An 18477-nucleotide genomic window follows, 5' to 3' on the forward strand; every position below is an offset into this window, starting at 1 on the left:
CACCTGTAAGAATTGATAGCGGCCTGCTTTTCGGCTGCTGTTAACCCTCACTTTTCATGCGCTTAAGAATGTTGCTCTGGGGCTGCCTGTTTGCCGTCTTAGCAAACCTCACGATTCTATCGGCGGTCCGTTCCCAGTCGAAGGCGACTGTTGCTCCGGCCCTGCGCGACGGTGTTTTTCGGCGCGGCAGCATAATGATGCGACTGCAAGCAGGGCGAATTTCGCGCCTGACAGCACCGCTTACGCTGGCCAACGGTATGGTAGTCGAACCCAACGGCACGGTTATCAGCAAAGACGGCGCCCGGCAACTGCTGGGAGCCGGTCGTGCCGTCAATCTGCAAGGTGAAATCGTGAACTTCCGCGACGACATGATGTCTGCGACCGCCATTGAGCAGTATGATCAGCAGGTTACCGGCGCCGCGGCTACGCGCATCGAGGTGCCCAGCACCGGCCCAGTCCCTCCCAATGCCGCCGCCGAGCTGTTGCGGACAGAGCGCCGACTGGCCTTGCTTCAGCAACTATCCGAGCTCCTCGACCAACGGGCTTCTACTACTATTAAATCGGCGCGCTTTCAACAGCTCGACGCCGAGATCAAGTCGCTTGCGGCGCAGCTCTAGCTTATTACCAAAAATACCAGCGCCCGTCAGCCCGCAAAAAAGCCCGTGTACACGGGCTTTTTTGCGGGCTGACGGTGTTAGCAAAGCCCTTAAACTGATTTATTTTTTCTCGATAAAACAGTATATTAAGTATGTCAGATTTCGAATTCTGGGTTTTATTTTCTTGTAAAAAAATTTTGTTATTGGACTTCTAAGGCATTGTGTTTGCGGGAGCAGTTTTCTACATTTGATTTCTTCGAGAAAATTCATCTGCCCCTCATTCTTCTAATCTCACCGGTAACCTGCATCTATGGCCTAAAGCTCTACGTTCCCTAACCCGTAGCCTTTATGGAAACCACCATGCAGCCGAGCGATTCCGCTCTGATTTCGCTCTATATAACCGGCAAAGAAGAAGCATTCGAGCTATTATTAGACCGTCACAAAAGCCGTGTTTTTACCACGATCATGCTGATCGTGCGCGATGAAGACATTGCCGAAGATTTATTGCAGGATACCTTTATCAAGGCCATCCACACAATGCGCAGCGGTCGCTACAACGAAGAGGGAAAATTCTCGTCCTGGATTTGCCGCATTGCCCATAATTTGGCGATCGACTTTTTCCGACGCGAAAAACGTAGCCCTTTATTGAATCTCGACACAACAAGTCACGCGTTCAATACGTTGTCACTAGCAGAAGAAGGCGCGGAAGCCGTCCTTACTCGTGAAGAAACCTACGCTCGGCTACGGGAACTGATCCAAGAGCTGCCGGCTGCTCAAAAGGAAGTACTGATCATGCGTCATTACGGCGACATGAGCTTCCAAGAGATCGCAGACGCAACGGGGGTAAGCATCAACACGGCGTTGGGGCGCATGCGATATGCGCTAATCAACCTGCGGAAGAAGATGGCCGCACAACCCGTTTTCTATGATCAAAACCTTTACCCACGAGAAGCTGCTCCGGTACGTGTACAACGAATTGCCAGCTAAGGAGCACCAAGCCATCGAAGAAGCCCTGCTCCACGATCCGGAGCTGGCCTCCATTTGCGCCGACCTGCTATTAGCACAGCGCACTCTTAATGAGTTGCAGCGCGGGCCACGGGAAAGCACGACGCGCTCCATTCTGCAGTACTCCAGAACGTTCATGCAGAAATCTTAGCACGACCCTTATAAATACTTGGTAGTCAAGTATTTATAAGGGTCGTGCTTTTAGCTCCTTTTGGTGATTCGGCTTTTGCTAACTCCCTTGTTGGCCAAGCCGGTGCAATTTGTGCGCGCCCTGCTTGAGGGTTCATCTTGCCCTGCGTTCCTTTGCGTAAGTCTTTTATCCGATAGCAATGCGCAAGTCAGAGCGGTTTCGCCGCTTCCTCGAGTATTTCCTGACCAATTTCCCCAAGCCTAAAACCGAGCTTCTCTATACCAACCCCTACGAACTGATTGTGGCGGTGGTGCTGAGCGCGCAGTGCACCGACAAGCGCGTTAACCAGATCATGCCGGAATTGCTGAATCAGTTTCCGACGCCCGCTCATTTGGCGCTGGCTTCGGCTGAGGAAATTTTTCCGTTTATCCGCAGCGTATCGTACCCCAATAACAAAGCGAAGCACTTGGCTGGTTTGGGTCGGATGTTGGTTGAGGATTTTGGGGCAGAAGTACCTAGTTCCATCGAAGAGCTTCAGCGCCTGCCGGGCGTGGGCCGCAAAACGGCCAACGTGGTGGTGTCGGTGATTTATAACCAGCCCGCAATGGCCGTCGATACCCACGTATTTCGGGTGTCGCACCGGTTAGGCTTGGTTAGCCGCACAGCCACTACGCCCCTGGCCGTGGAGAAGGCTCTGGTTAAGTACATACCCGAAGAATTGATTCCGAAAGCGCACCACTGGCTGATTCTGCACGGACGGTATATCTGCGTGGCGCGGCAGCCCAAATGCAACATTTGCCCGCTTACTGACATCTGCGAGTACTACGCAAAAAACGTTGCTAATAATCCAGACACGCCTCAAAACCAGCCTGCAAAGCGCCTACGCCCCTAATTATCTGACAATCGGCACAACTTAGCACAAAAGTAGTACTAGGAGGTTTTAAAGTTACCTGCTGCTGTTTCCAGTACGCTTTGCATCGTTGTCGCAATTCGTTTTCGGTCGAACTGCGCGTACGCAACGGCTTTGGCAGCTTCTCCCGCTGCCTCCAGAATGTCGGGTTTATCCAGCAAATTTCGAAGGCAAGCAGCCAAGGCTTGGGCATCGCCAGCCGGGGAGTGCCACCCGCACCGATGCGTTTCGACCAGCGATTTGGTCCAGCCCTGGTTGGTGACTACCACTGGCGTCCCGACGGCTAGGCTATCGTAGAATTTGGCCGGCGAATTGGCATCCAGCACCGGCAAGTTTAGAAATGATACCACCGACACATCGGACATCCGGAACCACGCAAACACGGCGTGCCGCGGCTGCGGGGCCACCAACCGAATAGAAGAACATCTTGCAGCGGCTGCCCGAATCAGAGGCTCATAAAAGCCAAGGCCCATAAACAGCCATACCACATCGGGCTGATGTACAGCCAGTTGCTCGGCTGCCTGCACCAGCGTTGGAATGTCGTTGGCTCGGCCGAAGGTGCCGGCATACAGAATAACCCGCTTCCCGAGCAAGTTGTATTGCTGCCGGAGCTCGGATACTGCTGCTTCCGTAGCCAACGTGGCCAACTCAAGATCCGTGCCGTTGAGTACGGTTGTAATTTTCTGGTTATCAATGCCTTGCTCTTCGACGTAGCGAGTCATGTCGGGCGAGAGGGGCAGAATATGCGACGCGCTCTGGTAGAGGCGCTTTTCCAAAGCAAACAACTGGTTTTTAGCAACCTGCGTCGGAACAGCACCCATCGCAATCGGGAACGAAGGCCACAAATCCTGCACCTCAAATACCCACGGCAATTGCCGCCGCCGCGCCACCTGTGCGGCGGCCCAAGCGGCCGTAAGCGGCGTCGAAATTCCCCAGATTACGTCGGGGCGCTCCATGCGCAGTCCTTCGCGCAGCGCAAAGGCGGCATATTGCCCAAACGACAGGAGCCGGCGCGCCACGCCCATCTTGTTTTGGTAGGGTACATCGGCAGTGCGGATCTCTACGCCTTCCGGTACCCACGGAAAATCATGCGTCAGGCGTTGGCGCTCCCAAGTGCGGGTCGTAATCAGCGTAACGCGGTGCGTGCGGGCAATGTGCGCCAGCAACGAGTAGTGCCGACTAGTGGCCGGGCAATCGGGGTTGGTGTGGTACTGACTGAAAACCGCGATGTGCACCGCTAGCGAATTAAGAAGCAGGAGGTAATATCAACAGAACAGCTGCCACTTATGACTCAATTACAACGCACTATATAGCAATACCTTAGCTTTTCTTCCGCGGTCGATAATGCGACTCCGACAGGATGCACTGCGGATTCTTCTCGGCCATAAGCTGAGCCAGTGTCACGTTAGGATGCTCCGTCATGTATTTGCGCACGATTTGCCACCCAATCCAAGCCCCTACCCTACCGGGGCAGGTTTTGTCGATCTCGGGCACGTTGGGCCGCTCGCCCACGTACTTCTGAATGGTGAAGGGCGCAGTGTTGTAGAGCAAGTTTTTCTCGATAAAATGCGCCCAGACTTTGCCTTCGTTGAACTCTAACCCTTCCAGCTCTTTGGCGGTGTAACCCATAAGCACTGAGTCGGGCGTGCAGGGCAGCGTCTTTTCGGCAAAGTAGAGCGACTTGCCGTACTGCACCATCTCGCCGAGCATGGTCTGGTTGGTGAGCTGGTGCTGGTTGTACTTGCTCGATACGGCCAACGCAGCCGTGGGCATCAGGTGGGCAGGTGTGTAGCGGCGCAAAATGTAGTCGGGTACGTTGGGGCGATAGCTGGCTTTGGGGCCAACGAAAAAATCGAGGCCAACCACCATCAGGCTGTCGTTGACGAACATATCCTGGCTCAAACCGCTAATGAAGGTTTTCACCGGCGGCACCCGGAAGCTTGGGAAGTAATAGCGTACGTGCTGAAAAAATTGCTTCAGTTCGCCTTGCAGCTTGTTGGTATCCTTAAATTCTGTTTCGGTTTCGCGCGCTAACTTTTGCAACCCAGCGTTGGTAGCCAACCGCGTAAGCGTATTGGCCAGAATTGCTTCCGACGGATATTGCCGGCGCTGCAAAAACTGATCAGCGAACAGCGAATGCTGCTTGAGAAACTGTTTGGCGTCGGCTTCGTTTCGGATTTTGAAGAAGGGCTGTTCGAGCCTTTCCAGTTGCACGGGGGCAGCTACTTTGGCCACTTCCGGGTTTATTTCGCACTTCTCGCTTTCCCGCTTGCAAGCCGTGAACAAGAGGGTGTAGCCAAGCAAGGCAACGAGTAAAGGACGCATTCGGGCCGTATTGTGAGTCACGCTTCTATCTTTAGGGCGAAAATAGCCAAAACGAAACGCCGCACGGCGTGCTTTCGTGTTTTACCTAGCGTTTTACTAGTTCTTCTATGAAAAAAACATTGTTGTCTCTGCTTGCTGTCGCTGCTACGGCGGGCACAGCTTCCGCGCAAGTTGAAATCGGCCTCAAAATATCGCCCTCCATCACCAACCTCCGCGTTGATTCGCCCACGCAGTATGCTTTTCAAAACGAAAGCAGCAAAGCCAGCCTAGGCGGCGGTGTGATCGTTGATTATTTCTTCGGACAAAACTACGCCTTCAGCACGGGCTTGCTTTTAGCCGGCAAGGGCGGAACTATCAACTATTACGACGAGAATACTAAGGTTCGGGAAAAGCTGAAGTACGGCATTCAATACCTCGAAATTCCTGTCACCATCAAGCTGTTTACAAACGACGTTGCCACCGACACCAAGCTTTACTTTCAGGTAGGCGGCGCGGTTGATGCGGCTATCGCGGGCAAGCTCAACGGCAATAAGTTTTATACCGATCCCGGTACGGGCGCTGAAACGAAAGCCGCCAAGCACGTTATCGTTCCGGATGCCGCCCTGATCGCAGGTTTTGGTGCCGAATACCAACTAGGCCAGAGTACTAAGCTTATGGCAGGCATCTCGTATCACCGCGGCCTGTTCAACATCGACCGCTACTTCGACAATACGCGCAAATTCAAGAGTGTGACCCTCAAGAACAACGAGTTTGCTCTGGATCTCGGGCTAAAATTCTAGCTCTCGCATAAGTAATTGACTATCAACTACTTACGAAAAAGCCCGTCCTGCTCATCGAGCAAGGCGGGCTTTCTTCTTATCAGGAAGGTTTTTCGCAGAAAAAACCGGCTAATCTATAACGTCTTCGATCTCACGATCTTGTAAGCGACTCATGGCGGCAGCCGGAGAATGCAGTTCAATCTCCTCGCCGCGTTCATCCTCGATGCGATAGTCGGTGAGGCCCATAGAAGTGTCCTTCATAACCTTCACCCACTTGTAATACTTAAGATACCACTTCATCTGCTTCGACACCAATCCCTTGGTGTAGTAGGCGTGCAGGAAGGGGTGCACATACAGCGTGATGCCCGACTGGTTTTGAGTTACCAACAAGTCCTCAATGCTGTTGTCGATTTCGTCCGTTACGAGGATAGAGGCCGAAATCTTGCCCGTACCACCGCATGTGGGGCACACCTCACCGGTCACGATGTTCTCGGCGGGGCGTACGCGCTGCCGCGTAATTTGCAGCAGCCCAAATTTGGTGATAGGCAGAATGGTGAAGCGCGCTTTGTCGGACTTCATAATGTCCTTCACGGCGTCTTCTACCTTTTTGCGGCTCTCAGCCGATTTCATATCAATGAAATCGACTACAATGATGCCGCCCATGTCGCGCAGGCGGAGTTGGCGGGCCACCTCCCGCGCGGCCGACAGATTCACGTGCAAGGCCGTAGCCTCCTGATCGCTTTCCTGATTGCTTTTGTTACCGGAGTTCACATCGATAACATGCAGTGCTTCAGTGTGTTCGATAACGAGATAGCCGCCACCTGGCACTGTCACGGTTTTGCCGAAAAGCGTTTTGAGTTGCTTCTCTATGCCGTGTTGCTCAAACACTTTTACCTTGCCAGTATGCAGCTTCAACAAGCCCATTTTGTCGGGCGCGATCTTCTGCAAATAGCTGTGCATTTCCTCGTACATCGGCGCCGAATCCACAGTGATAGAATCGAAGCTTTCGTTGAGCATGTCGCGCAGCATGGAACTCGTTCGGCCCAGTTCGCCCAGCACCTTATCCCGCTCTTTGGCAGTGCGTAAGGTTTGGAAAAGCTGTTCCCAATTGGCGACCATGCTTTGCATGTCCTTGTCGAGTTCGGCTACCTCACGGCCCTCTGCTACGGTACGGATGATGACGCCAAAATTGTCGGGTTTGATGGAAGCAATAAGGCGCTTGAGGCGCTCCCGCTCCGTCTTGCTGACGATTTTTTTGGAAATGCTGATGGTATTGGAAAAAGGAACCAACACCAAATAGCGCCCGGCCATGGAAATATCCGTGGAAAGCCGAGGGCCTTTGGTTGAAATAGGTTCTTTTACGATCTGAACCAGCATTTGCTGGCCCTTTTTGAACACGTCGGCCGCCTTGCCGACTTTGTCCAACGGCCCTTCCAACTGAAAGTTCTTCAGGGCCGCTACGGTAATTTTCTGCGATTGAACGCCTTTCACCCACTTAGCCAGCGAAGGGTATTGTTCTCCCAAGTCGCCGTAGTGCAGAAAAGCATCTTTTTGGTACCCAATGTCAATGAACGTAGCGTTCAGACCGGGCATAACTTTCTTGACCGTGCCCAGGAAGATGTCGCCAACCGAATAGTTGGTGTCATTGCGGTCGAAGTGGTATTCGATGAGCCGCTTGTCCTGGAGCAGGGCAATTCGTTCTCCTTCCTGAGTAGAATTAATGATTAATTCGTTACTCAATGGATCAGATAGGTTAATTGATCCGCCAGCCAGCAGCCATACGCCACCCCCGAAACCCGTAAAGGGAAGCCAGCGCACGCAGCGCCAGCTTCCCTTTCAAGCCATGGGGAAAGCGAACTATTAGCCACTCTCGGGGATACTAGATGAGAGATAAACAAGTGTCTCTGAGCTACTTACTCATTACACTCGCCAGCAAACCCCAAAGGCTTACTTCTTCTTGTGACGGTTTTTGCGCAGGCGCTTTTTCCGCTTGTGAGTGGCAATCTTGTGACGCTTTCTCTTCTTACCGCAGGGCATGAGATGATGGGTTAGATGGGTGAATGATTGAATCTTCGGGTTACAGCTGCCAACTGAAGGCAATAATCCTCAGCACTATGCAAGCAATTGGGAATCAACGACTTGCAAATACCACACTATTAGCTACCAACAGCCGACCGCTATTTGCTATTCAGCTTTTGTAGTTGCTCGTCTACCGAGGCCAGAAACCCAGGATCAGTACTTAAGGTTCTGGCTTTGGTGAACGCTTTTCGGGCGTCGTCTTTAGCCCCAGTCAGAGCTAGGGCCACGCCCAAATAAAACTGTCCGTTTAGGTTTTCAGGGTTGATGATCGTCAACTCCCGGAAACGCTCTACGGCTTTGTCGTTCTGGTTACTTTGCAACGAGAGCAGGCCTAAATTGTAGATGGCTTTCTCGTTTTTTGGATCGGCCACCAACACTTCACGTAACAAAGTCACGCCCTGTACTGGGTTTTCGCTGGCCATGTAGGCCATGCCTAAGTTGGTTTTTGCATCGAGGTTTTCGGGGTTGTTTTTCAACACCCGCTCGTACAATTCCCGCGCTTTGGCGCCCAACTCCTTCTGCCGATCTTGAGTGGCAGCAAAGCTAAAAGCTTCAAAATATTCGTCAGCGGCGCGCTTCCATGCCTGCTCGCCGGGGCGAGCCTGCGCTACTTGCTCGTAGTAGTAGCCGGCACTGTCGAATTTCTCAACGGCTTTATACTTGACGGCCAGATCAGTAGCCAGCCGTAGCTTAGCCATTGGGTCTCGCTCAGCAGTGTATTTGGCCAGCAGTCCTCCGATTTCTCGGCGTTGGGCTGGCGCAACCTGCATGTGCGGCTGTTCAGGCGTAGCTCCGGTTGGGGCACTGCTCTCTACCGAAGCGGTAGAAGGCATGGCCGCTCCGTTATCGCGGTTGGCCGTTTGGGCAGCACCTTGAGCAGTCAGTTGGCTTTTGCCCTCTTTTGGCTTCACAATGACCTTCGGCAACAAAAACAGCGCGGCTACCAACCCAAGAGCGACAGCCAGAACAATCAGTTGATGCGAAGATTTGCGAGGAGCCATAAAGCAAAGACAGGCCGCCGGACTTCGCAAAACGAAAAGCCCGGCGGCACAGCCGACATGTTACTAGAACGAAAACTAGGCGTTAGCCGATTCTTTGATCTTCTTGCTGTTCTTGATCTTGCTGGTGAAGGTCTTCGAAGGCTTGAAGCTCGGGATGAAATGCTCGTCAATGATGATCGACGTGTTTTTCGAGATGTTACGGGCCACTTTTTTAGCCCGCTTCTTGTTTACGAAGCTCCCAAAGCCGCGCACGTAAATGTTGCTGCCTTCGGCCATCGAGTCTTTTACAACTTTGAAAAAGGCTTCGACTGTTGACGAAACGTCTGCTTTTTCAATGCCGGTTTTTTCGGCGATTTCGGCGATTACTTCTGCTTTAGTCACGCTGGTAAGTGTACTATGTGGAGTGAAAAAAATGTCTTGGGCAAAAGGTCCTAATTCAAGACGTAAGCCCTTGCCCGGTAGGCTGTTCGCTACTGAATTAGGGCCACAAAGGTAGTCCCCTTTTTTGGTTTTGCAATACTTTTCCAACAATCCTCGTCGATCTAGGTTCCATCGACAACTCTTTCTGCCTCACCACATTGAATACACAAACTGCCCTACCTGCACACCCTTACTTCGCACAGGCACTCTTGGAATGGTACCCGCGGCACCGTCGCGATCTGCCTTGGCGCCATACCCGCGACCCTTACGCAATCTGGCTTTCGGAAGTTATTCTTCAGCAGACTCGGGTGAAGCAAGGACTGCCGTATTATCTTGATTTTGTTACTACTTATCCCACCGTTCATGACCTTGCAGCTGCCCCAGAGGAAGAGGTTTTGCGTCACTGGCAAGGGCTTGGTTATTACTCGCGTGCTCGCAACATGCACCACACTGCCCAGCAGGTAGTGCGCGAGTACGGCGGGCAGTTCCCCAACAACTATGCCGAGCTGCTGAAACTGCGAGGTGTAGGCCAGTATACGGCAGCAGCTATCGCCTCTTTTGCCTTCGGCGAAAAGGTAGCCGTGCTCGACGGCAATGTGTTTCGTGTTTTGTCTCGCGTGTTTGGCATCACGGCTGATATTGCGGCGCCGGCCAGCCGCAAGGAATTTCAACTTCTTGCAAATCAGCTTATTCCGGCTGAAGCTCCGGATGAGTTCAACCAAGCCGTCATGGAATTTGGCGCTATTCAGTGCACGCCCGTTAACCCCGATTGCCTTTTTTGCCCGCTGCAACGCGAATGCTATGCTTTTCAGCACGGTATGGTTAACCAGTTGCCAGTTAAGACAAAAGCCAAGGCTTCGCGCACGCGGTACTTTCACTATTTGGTGCTGCGCCACGGCGATACGGTGTACATGCGCCGCCGGGGTCCGAAAGACATTTGGCATGGACTTTACGACTTCGCGCTCACCGAAACCGAAACGCCCGAACTCTCTGCCCTAGAAGTACTTGACACGTTAGAGGCGCTTGGCGGTCAGGTAGCGACCAATCGGGCTGAGGAGCCGGTACAGGCGTTGCGCCACGTGCTCAGCCACCAAAAAGTTGAGGCCCGCTTCCACTCGATCTGGCTTGAAGCGCCTTTACCAGCTTCAGTTATAACCACTTCAGGATTAGCACCTTATACTGCATCGCAAACAGAAGAATTGCCCAAACCCATTATGATTGCTAATTATATTAACAATAGACTGAACAAAAACTAATTTATTTGGAAATGTTGCCTGAGTTTTGTATTTTTATATCAAATACAACTCCCTTTTCCAGTATCATAAAAACTTAATTACCAACAAGATGGCAGGCATTAACAAAGTAATCTTAGTAGGCAACCTGGGCAAAGATCCGGAGGTTCGTCATTTGGAGGGCGGTGTGAGTGTAGCCAGCTTCACGCTCGCCACCAACGATCACTACAAAGACAAGCAAGGCAACCGGGTGGAACGCACGGAGTGGCACAACATTACCGCTTGGCGTGGCTTGGCCGAGATGGCTGAAAAGTATCTCAAGAAGGGCCAGCAAGTGTACATCGAAGGCAAAATCCGGACGCGGCAGTATCAGGATAAGGACAACCAGACGCGCTACATCACCGAAATCGTGGCCGATGAGATTTCTATGCTGGGAGGCCGCCCGCAGGGCGATGGCCCCACGGCGCAGGACCAAGTACAGGTGCAAATGTCTGCGGAGGAAACTCCGCAGACGTTCCGCCAAGAGCCCGAACTCAACCAGTTGCCTTTCTAACTCCAGAATACAGGCGATGATCGCCTCAAACCGGGAGCCTCGGCACGAAGCCGGGGCTTTTTGCGTTGTGAGCGTACTAACCGCGCTTTCCGGTTACCTTTGGTGAGTAAATTCGCATCGCTTCGCATGCTTTCTTCTCGATTTTTTCGCGGCATCCTTTTGGTATCAGGCGTTGCGACGCTGCTCGTAGGCTGCACTTCTGCGCCCGATTATACGCCCAAGCCCAAGGGCTACAACCGCATCGACTTGCCACCGCATAGCTACCAGCAGCTGGCGCCAGGGCATCCGTACACGTTTCAGTATTCGCGCTATGCGAAGGTGCTTCGCGACTCATCATACTTGGCGCAGCCCCACTGGATTAATGTGTATTACCCGACGCTCCACGCCAACATCCAGATTACTTACACCGACATCAATCGCGATAAAAAAGTGTTTAACAGAATGTTGGAAAGCGCTCGTAAACTAACCAGCAAGCACGAGATCAAGGCCATAGCCATCGACGAGAGCATGCTCAAAACGCCCAGCGGTATGCGTGTATCGGTGTTTGAGCTTTCAGGTGAGGTGCCCAGCCAGTTTCAGTTTTACACCACCGACAGCACTAAGCATTTTTTCCGCGGCGCCTTATATTTCCCCACTGCCACTGCCAACGACTCGTTGTCGCCCGTCATCGACTATGTCAAGAAAGACATTGTGCAGCTCATCAACACTCTGAAATACAAGTAGTTAAATCGCATGACATTTATCAATTAACAGCAGCAAGGCCTGCCAAAGCCTATGTCTTCGCAACTATTTGATTATCAAATGCTTGCAATTGTTATATGATGGATGTTAACTGTTGATTGAAATGAGTTTTTTCAACACCAAAATAGAGTATTTACGGGGCGTAGGCGTACAGCGGGCGCAGCTGTTGCAGAAGGAGTTAGGCATTTTTACCTACGGCGACCTTATCCAGCGCTATCCATTTCGCTACCTCGACCGCACGCAGTTTTACAACGTCGTTGACTTGCACGACGACTTGCCTTACGTGCAGGTGAAAGGCATATTGCGGGGCCGCGAAGTGATCGGCGAAGGCCCCAAGCAGCGCATGGTTGCCAAAGTAGCCGACGCCAGCGGCGAGCTGGAGTTGGTGTGGTTCAAGGGGGTAAGATTTCTGGAGAAGATCGTTAAGAACCACCAGGAATACATTGTTTTTGGCAAACCCTCCCTGTTCAATGGCAAGCCGCAAATGGCGCACCCCGAGCTCGAAGAGGTAACGGAAACCAAGGCTGGCCAAAGCTATTTGCAGCCGGTATACAACACCACCGAAAAGCTCAAGAACTACCATCGCATTGATAGCAAGGCAATTATGCGCATGGTTGCTGACCTGCTGCGCATTGCGTTGCCGCAGGTGCACGAAACGCTTTCGCCCGAACTGATCCGACAGTATGGGCTGATGAGCAAGGCGGAGGCGTTACAACAGATTCACTTCCCGCAGAGCACGGATCTGTTGCAGGCGGCCCGTTTTCGGCTGAAGTTCGAAGAGCTTTTTTACGTACAGCTCAAGCTGTTGCGTCAGAAAGATCAGCGCAAGGCCACTTTGGCAGGCCAGATTTTTAAGGAAGTGCCCACGCTGGTCGACTTTTACAAAAACCACCTCGCCTTCGACCTGACGGGTGCCCAGAAACGTGTCATCCACGACATCTACAAAGACTTCTGCTCGGGCAAGCAGATGAATCGCCTATTGCAAGGCGATGTAGGCTCCGGCAAGACCATTGTAGCCTTCATTTCCATGCTCATGGCCGCCGACAACGGCGCGCAGAGTTGCCTGATGGCGCCCACGGAAATACTTGCAGATCAGCATTATGTGGGGCTGAAGGCCTACGCCGACCTGCTGGGCATCAACTTGGGCAAGCTCACGGGCTCGTCGCGGACTTCGGAGCGGCGCGAGCTGCACGAACAACTTCGCAACGGCACCATGCACATGCTGGTGGGCACGCACGCGCTGCTCGAAGACGTGGTACAGTTCCGTAATCTCGGCCTTACTATCATGGACGAGCAACATCGGTTTGGCGTAGCGCAACGCTCGAAGCTGTGGCAGAAAAATCCGCATGTGATTCCGCACGTGCTCGTGATGACGGCAACGCCCATCCCGCGGACGCTGGCCATGACGCTCTATGGCGACCTCGACGTATCGGTGATTGACGAGTTGCCGGCCGGGCGGAAGCCCATCGTGACAGTACACCGCTACGATTCTAACCGCCTGAAAGTCTTCCAATTCTTGCGCGATCAGATCTTGCTGGGTCGGCAGGTATACATCGTTTATCCGCTTATTGAGGAAAGCGAATCGATGACGGAGTACAAAGACCTCATGGACGGCTACGAAAGCGTACAGCGGGCCTTTCCGGAGTGCCAGATCAGCATTGTGCACGGCCGCATGAAGGCCGAAGAGAAGGACTACGAGATGCAGCGGTTCGTGCGCCGCGAAACCCAGATCATGGTGGCCACTACCGTAATCGAAGTGGGCGTGAACGTACCGAATGCTTCGGTGATGGTGATTGAGTCGGCGGAGCGCTTTGGGCTCTCGCAGCTGCACCAGCTCCGGGGCCGCGTGGGCCGGGGCGCCGAACAGAGCTACTGCATTCTGATGACGGGCTTCAAACTCAGCAAAGACTCGCGCACCCGCCTCGAAACGATGGTGCGGACCAACAACGGCTTCGAAATCGCTGACATTGACCTCAAGCTGCGCGGTCCCGGCGACCTAATGGGCACCCAGCAAAGCGGCGTTTTGGATTTGCTGATTGCCGATCTGGCCAAAGATGGCCGCATCCTGACCGAGTCGCGGGCAGCAGCGCAACAGCTTCTTAGTGAGGATGTTACATTAAGCAAGCCCGAAAATCAGAATATCCGCCGCCACATAGAATCGTTGCCGGCAACGGCGGTCAACTGGAGCCGCATTAGTTAACGCCAAGGTAGCTCGTCAGGTAAGGGCACAAAAAAGGCGACTTCGAGGAAAGTCGCCTGCTTCAAATTATTCGTACCGAACGGATGCTTCTGTATGCATCGGGGGGGTTTGCCACAAATGGCTCGCGTTGCTGGAAAAACTTCCTTGGTTGCTTACCTGTCGGGTGAAAAAGGAAGTCTGTTGAGCGGGACTAGCAGAAGCATTAACAGGAGCAGGTAACGGCTGTTTGGAGAATTTTCCTGCTACGATCAAGGCAAACAGGACTAAGAAACGTAATAAAAACTTCATAAAGTAAAGACACTAGGGTAAGACACGAAGGCCACGCGCATCAAAATTAAAGCCAAAAGGAGAAAGATTTCAAAAAAAGATTTGGGCAACTGTGCAATTTAGGTTTGAGTACTTTGCGCCGTTGCTCCACGTTTGAAGTTGAATAGTTCAGCTTGTACCCGAGTCGCATTGCTCGTCTTTGCTGTTTAGCTTCTGGGCAAAGATAAAGGGGTACAAGGCAGCAAAGTGGCTAACGGAAGGTTAAGGATGCGTGAAGAAAACGTTGCAAGACCTTTGCTACTGTTGAGATTCGGGCGGTGTACGAGGGCAGACCGTAATTGGATACCCCGGCGCAGCACTTTTTTCTGATATTTGTATTATTCCATACTTAACTCGCTTTGTTCGTGCGTCTTAATTTTTCGATTTTCACAGGTTTAATGCTCGCGTGTGGCCTTCTAACCCAAGAGCTCGCTGTAGCACAACGCGTAAAATCCGCACCGTTTAGCTACTTGCCCGAGCAGACAGAAGACCGCTATAACCAGCGCGTCACCCGCAAAACCCTTCCGATTGGAAACGACGGCTTTATCATTTTAGCGCACAAAGCAGCGGGCGAATACGCGGTAGAGCGCTACGATAACGACCTTAAGCGGTTGTGGTCGACGGGAGTGCCGGTTGGGGCGGGGGAAAGTATAGAAGCCTTTGCTCGCAGCGCCACGCAGGCCTTGGTAGTTATTCACCATAAAGATGCCGCCACACAATCTTTGTCGGTTGCGCCTATCGAGCTGAAAAGCGGACAAAAAGGCCCTGCCAAGAAATTAGTAGACGCCGCTGCCCGCGACCGCCGGCCGGGGGTTGCGTTTTCTCCTGACGGCTCGAAGCTGGTGGCCTTTCGCTACCTGACCCGCGACGTGCAGATCCGGGCGATTACGGCGGCGGTATACGACCAATCGCTTACCAAACTGAAGGACCGCACTTACGATTTCCATGATCTAGGCGACTTCTTCTCCCCTACTGTGTACATCGGCAACGACGGCACGCAGTACGTAGCCCTGATCAGCGACGCCATGAAAAAGCTGACCGTGCGGCGCTACCGCAACGACAACGCCGATATCAAGGTGATGTCGGTGGCCGTAGGCGGCACGTTTGGCGGCAAGGAAGTGATGGTGTTCGACACGAAGTATGCTTTGCAGCCCGACAGCTCGCTGTACGCGGCGGCCATCTGCACGGATCGCAAAACCGGCCAGTACTACAGCCTGAAAGTGGTGAAGTTTGATTTTGCGGGCAAAAGCGATATGAAGTTTGCCCCCGAAATGCTATTTACCCCAGCGTACCTAGCCGAAACTAACAAAACGACACAAAGCGCAGCTAAACGTCTAGAGGACATCTACTTATCCGACCTCTTGCTAACGGATGATAAGCAACTGGTAGTTATTGCCGAAAAGAAGTACGAAGAAGGGGGCGACGAATCGCCGGTGCATGCGCGCGAACTGCATTTGTTTGGCTACAACGAGTTTCAGAGCCCTGCCTGGCATTCTATAATCCCTAAAGATCAGGTGGCCTCGCCCACGGAAGCGTTTGCGGGAATTGGATACCGTGCCGCTGTTTTCGGCCCCGACGTGCTTATCCTGACTCAGCAGAAAGTAAAGGGCAAAGCCGACCTTTTCCTGACGCGCGTAAATGCCCAAACCGGCGTCGTGCAGCCTACTAAAAGCTTGGGCCTCAACGTAGCCAGCGACCAGAACTTAGCATACGTGAAGGACTTTACGGCCTGGCAGGACGCCAAAACCATTATCGGCGTGAGTCGCCCCAACAAGAAATCGGCGGCGCTCATGTTAAATAAGATTATGGTGAAATAGCGCCGCTGACCCGAGCGATAGCACGTACAAAAGCCACCCGGATGAATTTGGGTGGCTTTTGACATTTAGTATATATCTGAAAATCAAATAAATATGTCCTAAAATTATTATTTTCCCTTCTAAATCATCGTCCCACCCTTTTTCAGCAAACAGCATGGGTTACTTTGAGATTTACCAAGGCAAAAACGGCGACCACTACTTCCGGCTGAAAGCCGGCAACCACGAACCGATTTTGCACAGCGAGGGCTACAGCAGCCGCGCCGCCTGCGAAAATGGCATCGAGTCGGTGAAGAAAAACTCGCCCAACAACGACCGGTATGTGCGGCGCGAAGCGCCCAGCTTTTCTTTCTCGCTAAAAGCCACCAACGGGCAGGTAATCGGGCAAAGTGAGACGTATAACAGCGCCGCCGCCCGCGAAAACGGCATCGAATCGGTGAAGCGCAACGCTCCGGAAGCCGTTGTGAAGGATCTGACGGCCGCCTGATTCTCCGGCAGCAAACTCACAAAAAAGCCGCTCCTGATCACAGGAGCGGCTTTTTTTGCAACTAATTGACTACCAATCAATTAATAGCAATACTCGTTTGCCTCGACCAAAGCAGCAGCGATGCGGCGGCGGGCATCTTTAACGTTGAACAGTTCGGCTTTGGTGAAGCGCTTCAGGCCCATGGCCAGCAAGCGCTGCTCATCGCCTTCGGTCATGGAAGCGATGGCGTCTTTGCCCGACTTATTCACATGATCCACAGTATCAGCCAGGTACACGCGAGCGATGTCCATCTGGTTGGCAAGGGCTTCTTCGCCTTTCTCGCCGGCTTCTTTTTCGACGCGCAGCAGCGTGCTTTCGGCCGTGTATACTTTGATGGCCATGTCGGCGATGTTCATCAGAACTTCCTGCTCTTTGGCGAGCGAGTTCATGTACTTCTGAACGGCCGTACCCGCCACCATCAGAATGGCTTTCTTCAGCTTGGCGATGGTTTTCTTCTCGGCAGCAAACAAGCCAGTTTCTTCTTCCGTGTTGAAATCCGGAATGGCCATCAGTTCCTGCTGCACGGCTTGCGCCGGCCCCATCAGGTCGAGTTCACCCTTCATAGCCTTCTTCAGAATCATGTCGACGGCCAGCATGCGGTTGATCTCGTTGGTGCCTTCGAAGATGCGGTTGATGCGCGAGTCGCGGTAGGCGCGATCCATGGGGTAATCGGCCGAGAAGCCGTAGCCGCCATATACCTGCACACCTTCATCTACCACATAATCAAGCACTTCCGAACCTTCTACTTTCAGAATAGCACACTCAACCGCAAATTCGCGGGCAGCGCCCAACAGCGCTTCGTTGGCCGATTTGCCCTGGGCCATCAGTTCCTGCTCCATGCGATAAATGTCCATGCCCGCACGGTAAATGGCCGACTCCACGGCGTAAATGCGGATGGCTTGCTCAGCCAGCTTGTGGCGGATGGCGCCAAACTTGGCAATCGGCATCTTAAACTGCACGCGCTCATTGGCATACTTTACGCTCAGCGTAGCCGCCATTTTAGAAGCGCCCAAGCAGGCGGCGGCCAGTTTGATACGGCCGATGTTGAGTACGTTGAAGGCGATGAGGTGGCCTTTGCCAATTTCGCCCAACACGGCATCTTTCGGCACTTTCACGTCCGACAAGAACACTTGGCGCGTGCTGCTGCCCCGAATGCCCATCTTGTGCTCTTCGTTGCCAAGACTTAGGCCGGGTGTATTTTTCTCGATGATGAAGCCGGTAAACTTGTCGCCATCGACCTGCGCAAACACAATAAAAACGTCGGCAAAACCACCGTTGGTGATCCACATTTTCTGGCCGTTGAGCACGTAGCCCGAGCCATCTTCGGTCGGAATGGCTTTGGTTTTGGCACCCAGCGCATCCGAGCCCGATCCGGGTTCGGTGAGGCAATACGCGCCCATTAGCTCACCGTTGGTCAGGCCGGGCAGGTATTTGGCTTTCTGCTCGTCGGTGCCAAAATAGAGAATCGGCAGCATTGCGATGCCCGTGTGCGCGGCAAAAGCCACCGGGAACGAGTGCCCACCGCCTACACCTTCCGTCACGCGTAAGGCGGTGGTGAAGTCCATATCGAGGCCGCCGTATTGCTCCGGGATGCTCACGCCGAACAGGCCCAATTGGCCCGCTTTCTCCATCAGGCCACGCATCAACCCTTCCTCATGGTTGTCGAGGCGCTCGAGTAAGGGCTGCACTTCCGCGCCCACGAAGTCCAGACAGGTCTGGTACATCATCCGCTGCTCCTCGGTGAATTCGGCTGGGGTGAATACGTCTTGAGCAGCAGTTTCTTTGATGATGAACTCGCCGCCTTTCATCAGTTTGTGGGATACTTCCATGACCGTGAGAGAATTGAAAATTTTGAGGGAATTTCTAAGTTACTATTTTGTT

The 18477-nt window shown here is 53.0% G+C and carries 17 protein-coding genes; 11 read left to right on the forward strand and 6 right to left on the reverse strand.

The genetic code is table 11. The features are described from left to right. Positions 1-56 precede the first annotated feature (56 nt). The 4 genes from FHG12_RS06050 to nth all read left to right on the forward strand — a co-directional run bounded on the left by FHG12_RS06050 (position 57) and on the right by nth (position 2623). Positions 57-617, forward strand: coding sequence for a DUF6799 domain-containing protein (locus FHG12_RS06050; protein ID WP_139514873.1), 561 nt, complete (start codon positions 57-59; stop codon positions 615-617). Positions 618-944: 327 nt separating this feature from the next. Beyond that, positions 945-1583, forward strand: coding sequence for an RNA polymerase sigma factor (locus FHG12_RS06055; RefSeq protein WP_139514874.1), 639 nt, complete (start codon positions 945-947; stop codon positions 1581-1583). Continuing rightward, positions 1522-1752, forward strand: a complete 231-nt coding sequence (locus FHG12_RS06060) for an anti-sigma factor (RefSeq protein WP_222940550.1) — start codon at positions 1522-1524, stop codon at positions 1750-1752. Before FHG12_RS06055 ends, FHG12_RS06060 begins: the two co-directional genes overlap by 62 nt. Before the next feature lie 178 nt (positions 1753-1930). Then, positions 1931-2623 (forward strand): endonuclease III, encoded by a 693-nt coding sequence (nth, locus tag FHG12_RS06065; RefSeq protein ID WP_139514875.1) that lies wholly within the window; start codon positions 1931-1933, stop codon positions 2621-2623. A gap of 38 nt (positions 2624-2661) precedes the next feature. Here nth and FHG12_RS06070 read toward each other — a convergent pair whose 3' ends face one another. Then, positions 2662-3876: a glycosyltransferase family 4 protein gene (locus FHG12_RS06070; RefSeq protein WP_139514876.1), complete on the reverse strand. Its 1215-nt coding sequence runs from the start codon at positions 3874-3876 to the stop codon at positions 2662-2664. Between the two features lie 85 nt (positions 3877-3961). Continuing rightward, positions 3962-4966 (reverse strand): gliding motility lipoprotein GldB, encoded by a 1005-nt coding sequence (gldB, locus tag FHG12_RS06075; RefSeq protein WP_139514877.1) that lies wholly within the window; start codon positions 4964-4966, stop codon positions 3962-3964. A gap of 107 nt (positions 4967-5073) precedes the next feature. Between gldB and FHG12_RS06080 the strand changes: the two genes are divergently transcribed. Continuing rightward, on the forward strand, positions 5074-5745 hold the full coding sequence (locus tag FHG12_RS06080) for a porin family protein (RefSeq protein ID WP_139514878.1): 672 nt from the start codon (positions 5074-5076) through the stop codon (positions 5743-5745). Between the two features lie 108 nt (positions 5746-5853). Here the strand turns inward: FHG12_RS06080 and FHG12_RS06085 are convergent, their stop codons facing one another. From FHG12_RS06085 to FHG12_RS06095, 3 genes are all read right to left on the reverse strand, one after another. After that, positions 5854-7464 (reverse strand): Rne/Rng family ribonuclease, encoded by a 1611-nt coding sequence (locus tag FHG12_RS06085; protein WP_139514879.1) that lies wholly within the window; start codon positions 7462-7464, stop codon positions 5854-5856. A gap of 437 nt (positions 7465-7901) precedes the next feature. Continuing rightward, positions 7902-8804 (reverse strand): tetratricopeptide repeat protein, encoded by a 903-nt coding sequence (locus FHG12_RS06090; protein ID WP_139514880.1) that lies wholly within the window; start codon positions 8802-8804, stop codon positions 7902-7904. Between the two features lie 75 nt (positions 8805-8879). After that, positions 8880-9185 carry an HU family DNA-binding protein gene (locus tag FHG12_RS06095; protein WP_139514881.1) on the reverse strand — a complete coding sequence of 102 codons (306 nt, stop codon included), beginning with the start codon at positions 9183-9185 and terminating at the stop codon, positions 8880-8882. 197 nt (positions 9186-9382) lie between these two features. On the opposite strand from FHG12_RS06095, the gene mutY reads away from it, so the two are divergent. The 6 genes from mutY (at position 9383) to FHG12_RS06125 (ending at position 16557) form a co-directional block, all read left to right on the forward strand. Then, on the forward strand, positions 9383-10480 hold the full coding sequence (mutY, locus tag FHG12_RS06100) for an A/G-specific adenine glycosylase (RefSeq protein WP_139514882.1): 1098 nt from the start codon (positions 9383-9385) through the stop codon (positions 10478-10480). A gap of 88 nt (positions 10481-10568) precedes the next feature. After that, complete coding sequence (locus tag FHG12_RS06105; protein ID WP_139514883.1) at positions 10569-11009, forward strand: single-stranded DNA-binding protein; 441 nt, start codon at positions 10569-10571, stop codon at positions 11007-11009. 126 nt (positions 11010-11135) lie between these two features. After that, entirely contained in the window at positions 11136-11732 is a 597-nt protein-coding gene (gldD, locus tag FHG12_RS06110) for a gliding motility lipoprotein GldD (protein WP_139514884.1), read from the forward strand. A gap of 121 nt (positions 11733-11853) precedes the next feature. Further along, positions 11854-13950, forward strand: a complete 2097-nt coding sequence (gene recG / locus FHG12_RS06115) for an ATP-dependent DNA helicase RecG (protein ID WP_139514885.1) — start codon at positions 11854-11856, stop codon at positions 13948-13950. 776 nt (positions 13951-14726) lie between these two features. Beyond that, positions 14727-16073 carry a hypothetical protein gene (locus tag FHG12_RS06120; RefSeq protein WP_139514886.1) on the forward strand — a complete coding sequence of 449 codons (1347 nt, stop codon included), beginning with the start codon at positions 14727-14729 and terminating at the stop codon, positions 16071-16073. Positions 16074-16227: 154 nt separating this feature from the next. Next, entirely contained in the window at positions 16228-16557 is a 330-nt protein-coding gene (locus FHG12_RS06125; RefSeq protein WP_139514887.1) for a YegP family protein, read from the forward strand. A gap of 80 nt (positions 16558-16637) precedes the next feature. On the opposite strand, the gene FHG12_RS06130 is transcribed toward FHG12_RS06125, so the two are convergent. Then, positions 16638-18425, reverse strand: a complete 1788-nt coding sequence (locus FHG12_RS06130; RefSeq protein WP_139514888.1) for an acyl-CoA dehydrogenase family protein — start codon at positions 18423-18425, stop codon at positions 16638-16640. Between the last annotated feature and the right edge of the window lie 52 nt (positions 18426-18477).

The organism is Hymenobacter jejuensis (genome assembly GCF_006337165.1).
In the GTDB taxonomy this organism is placed as follows: Bacteria; Bacteroidota; Bacteroidia; order Cytophagales; family Hymenobacteraceae; genus Hymenobacter; species Hymenobacter jejuensis.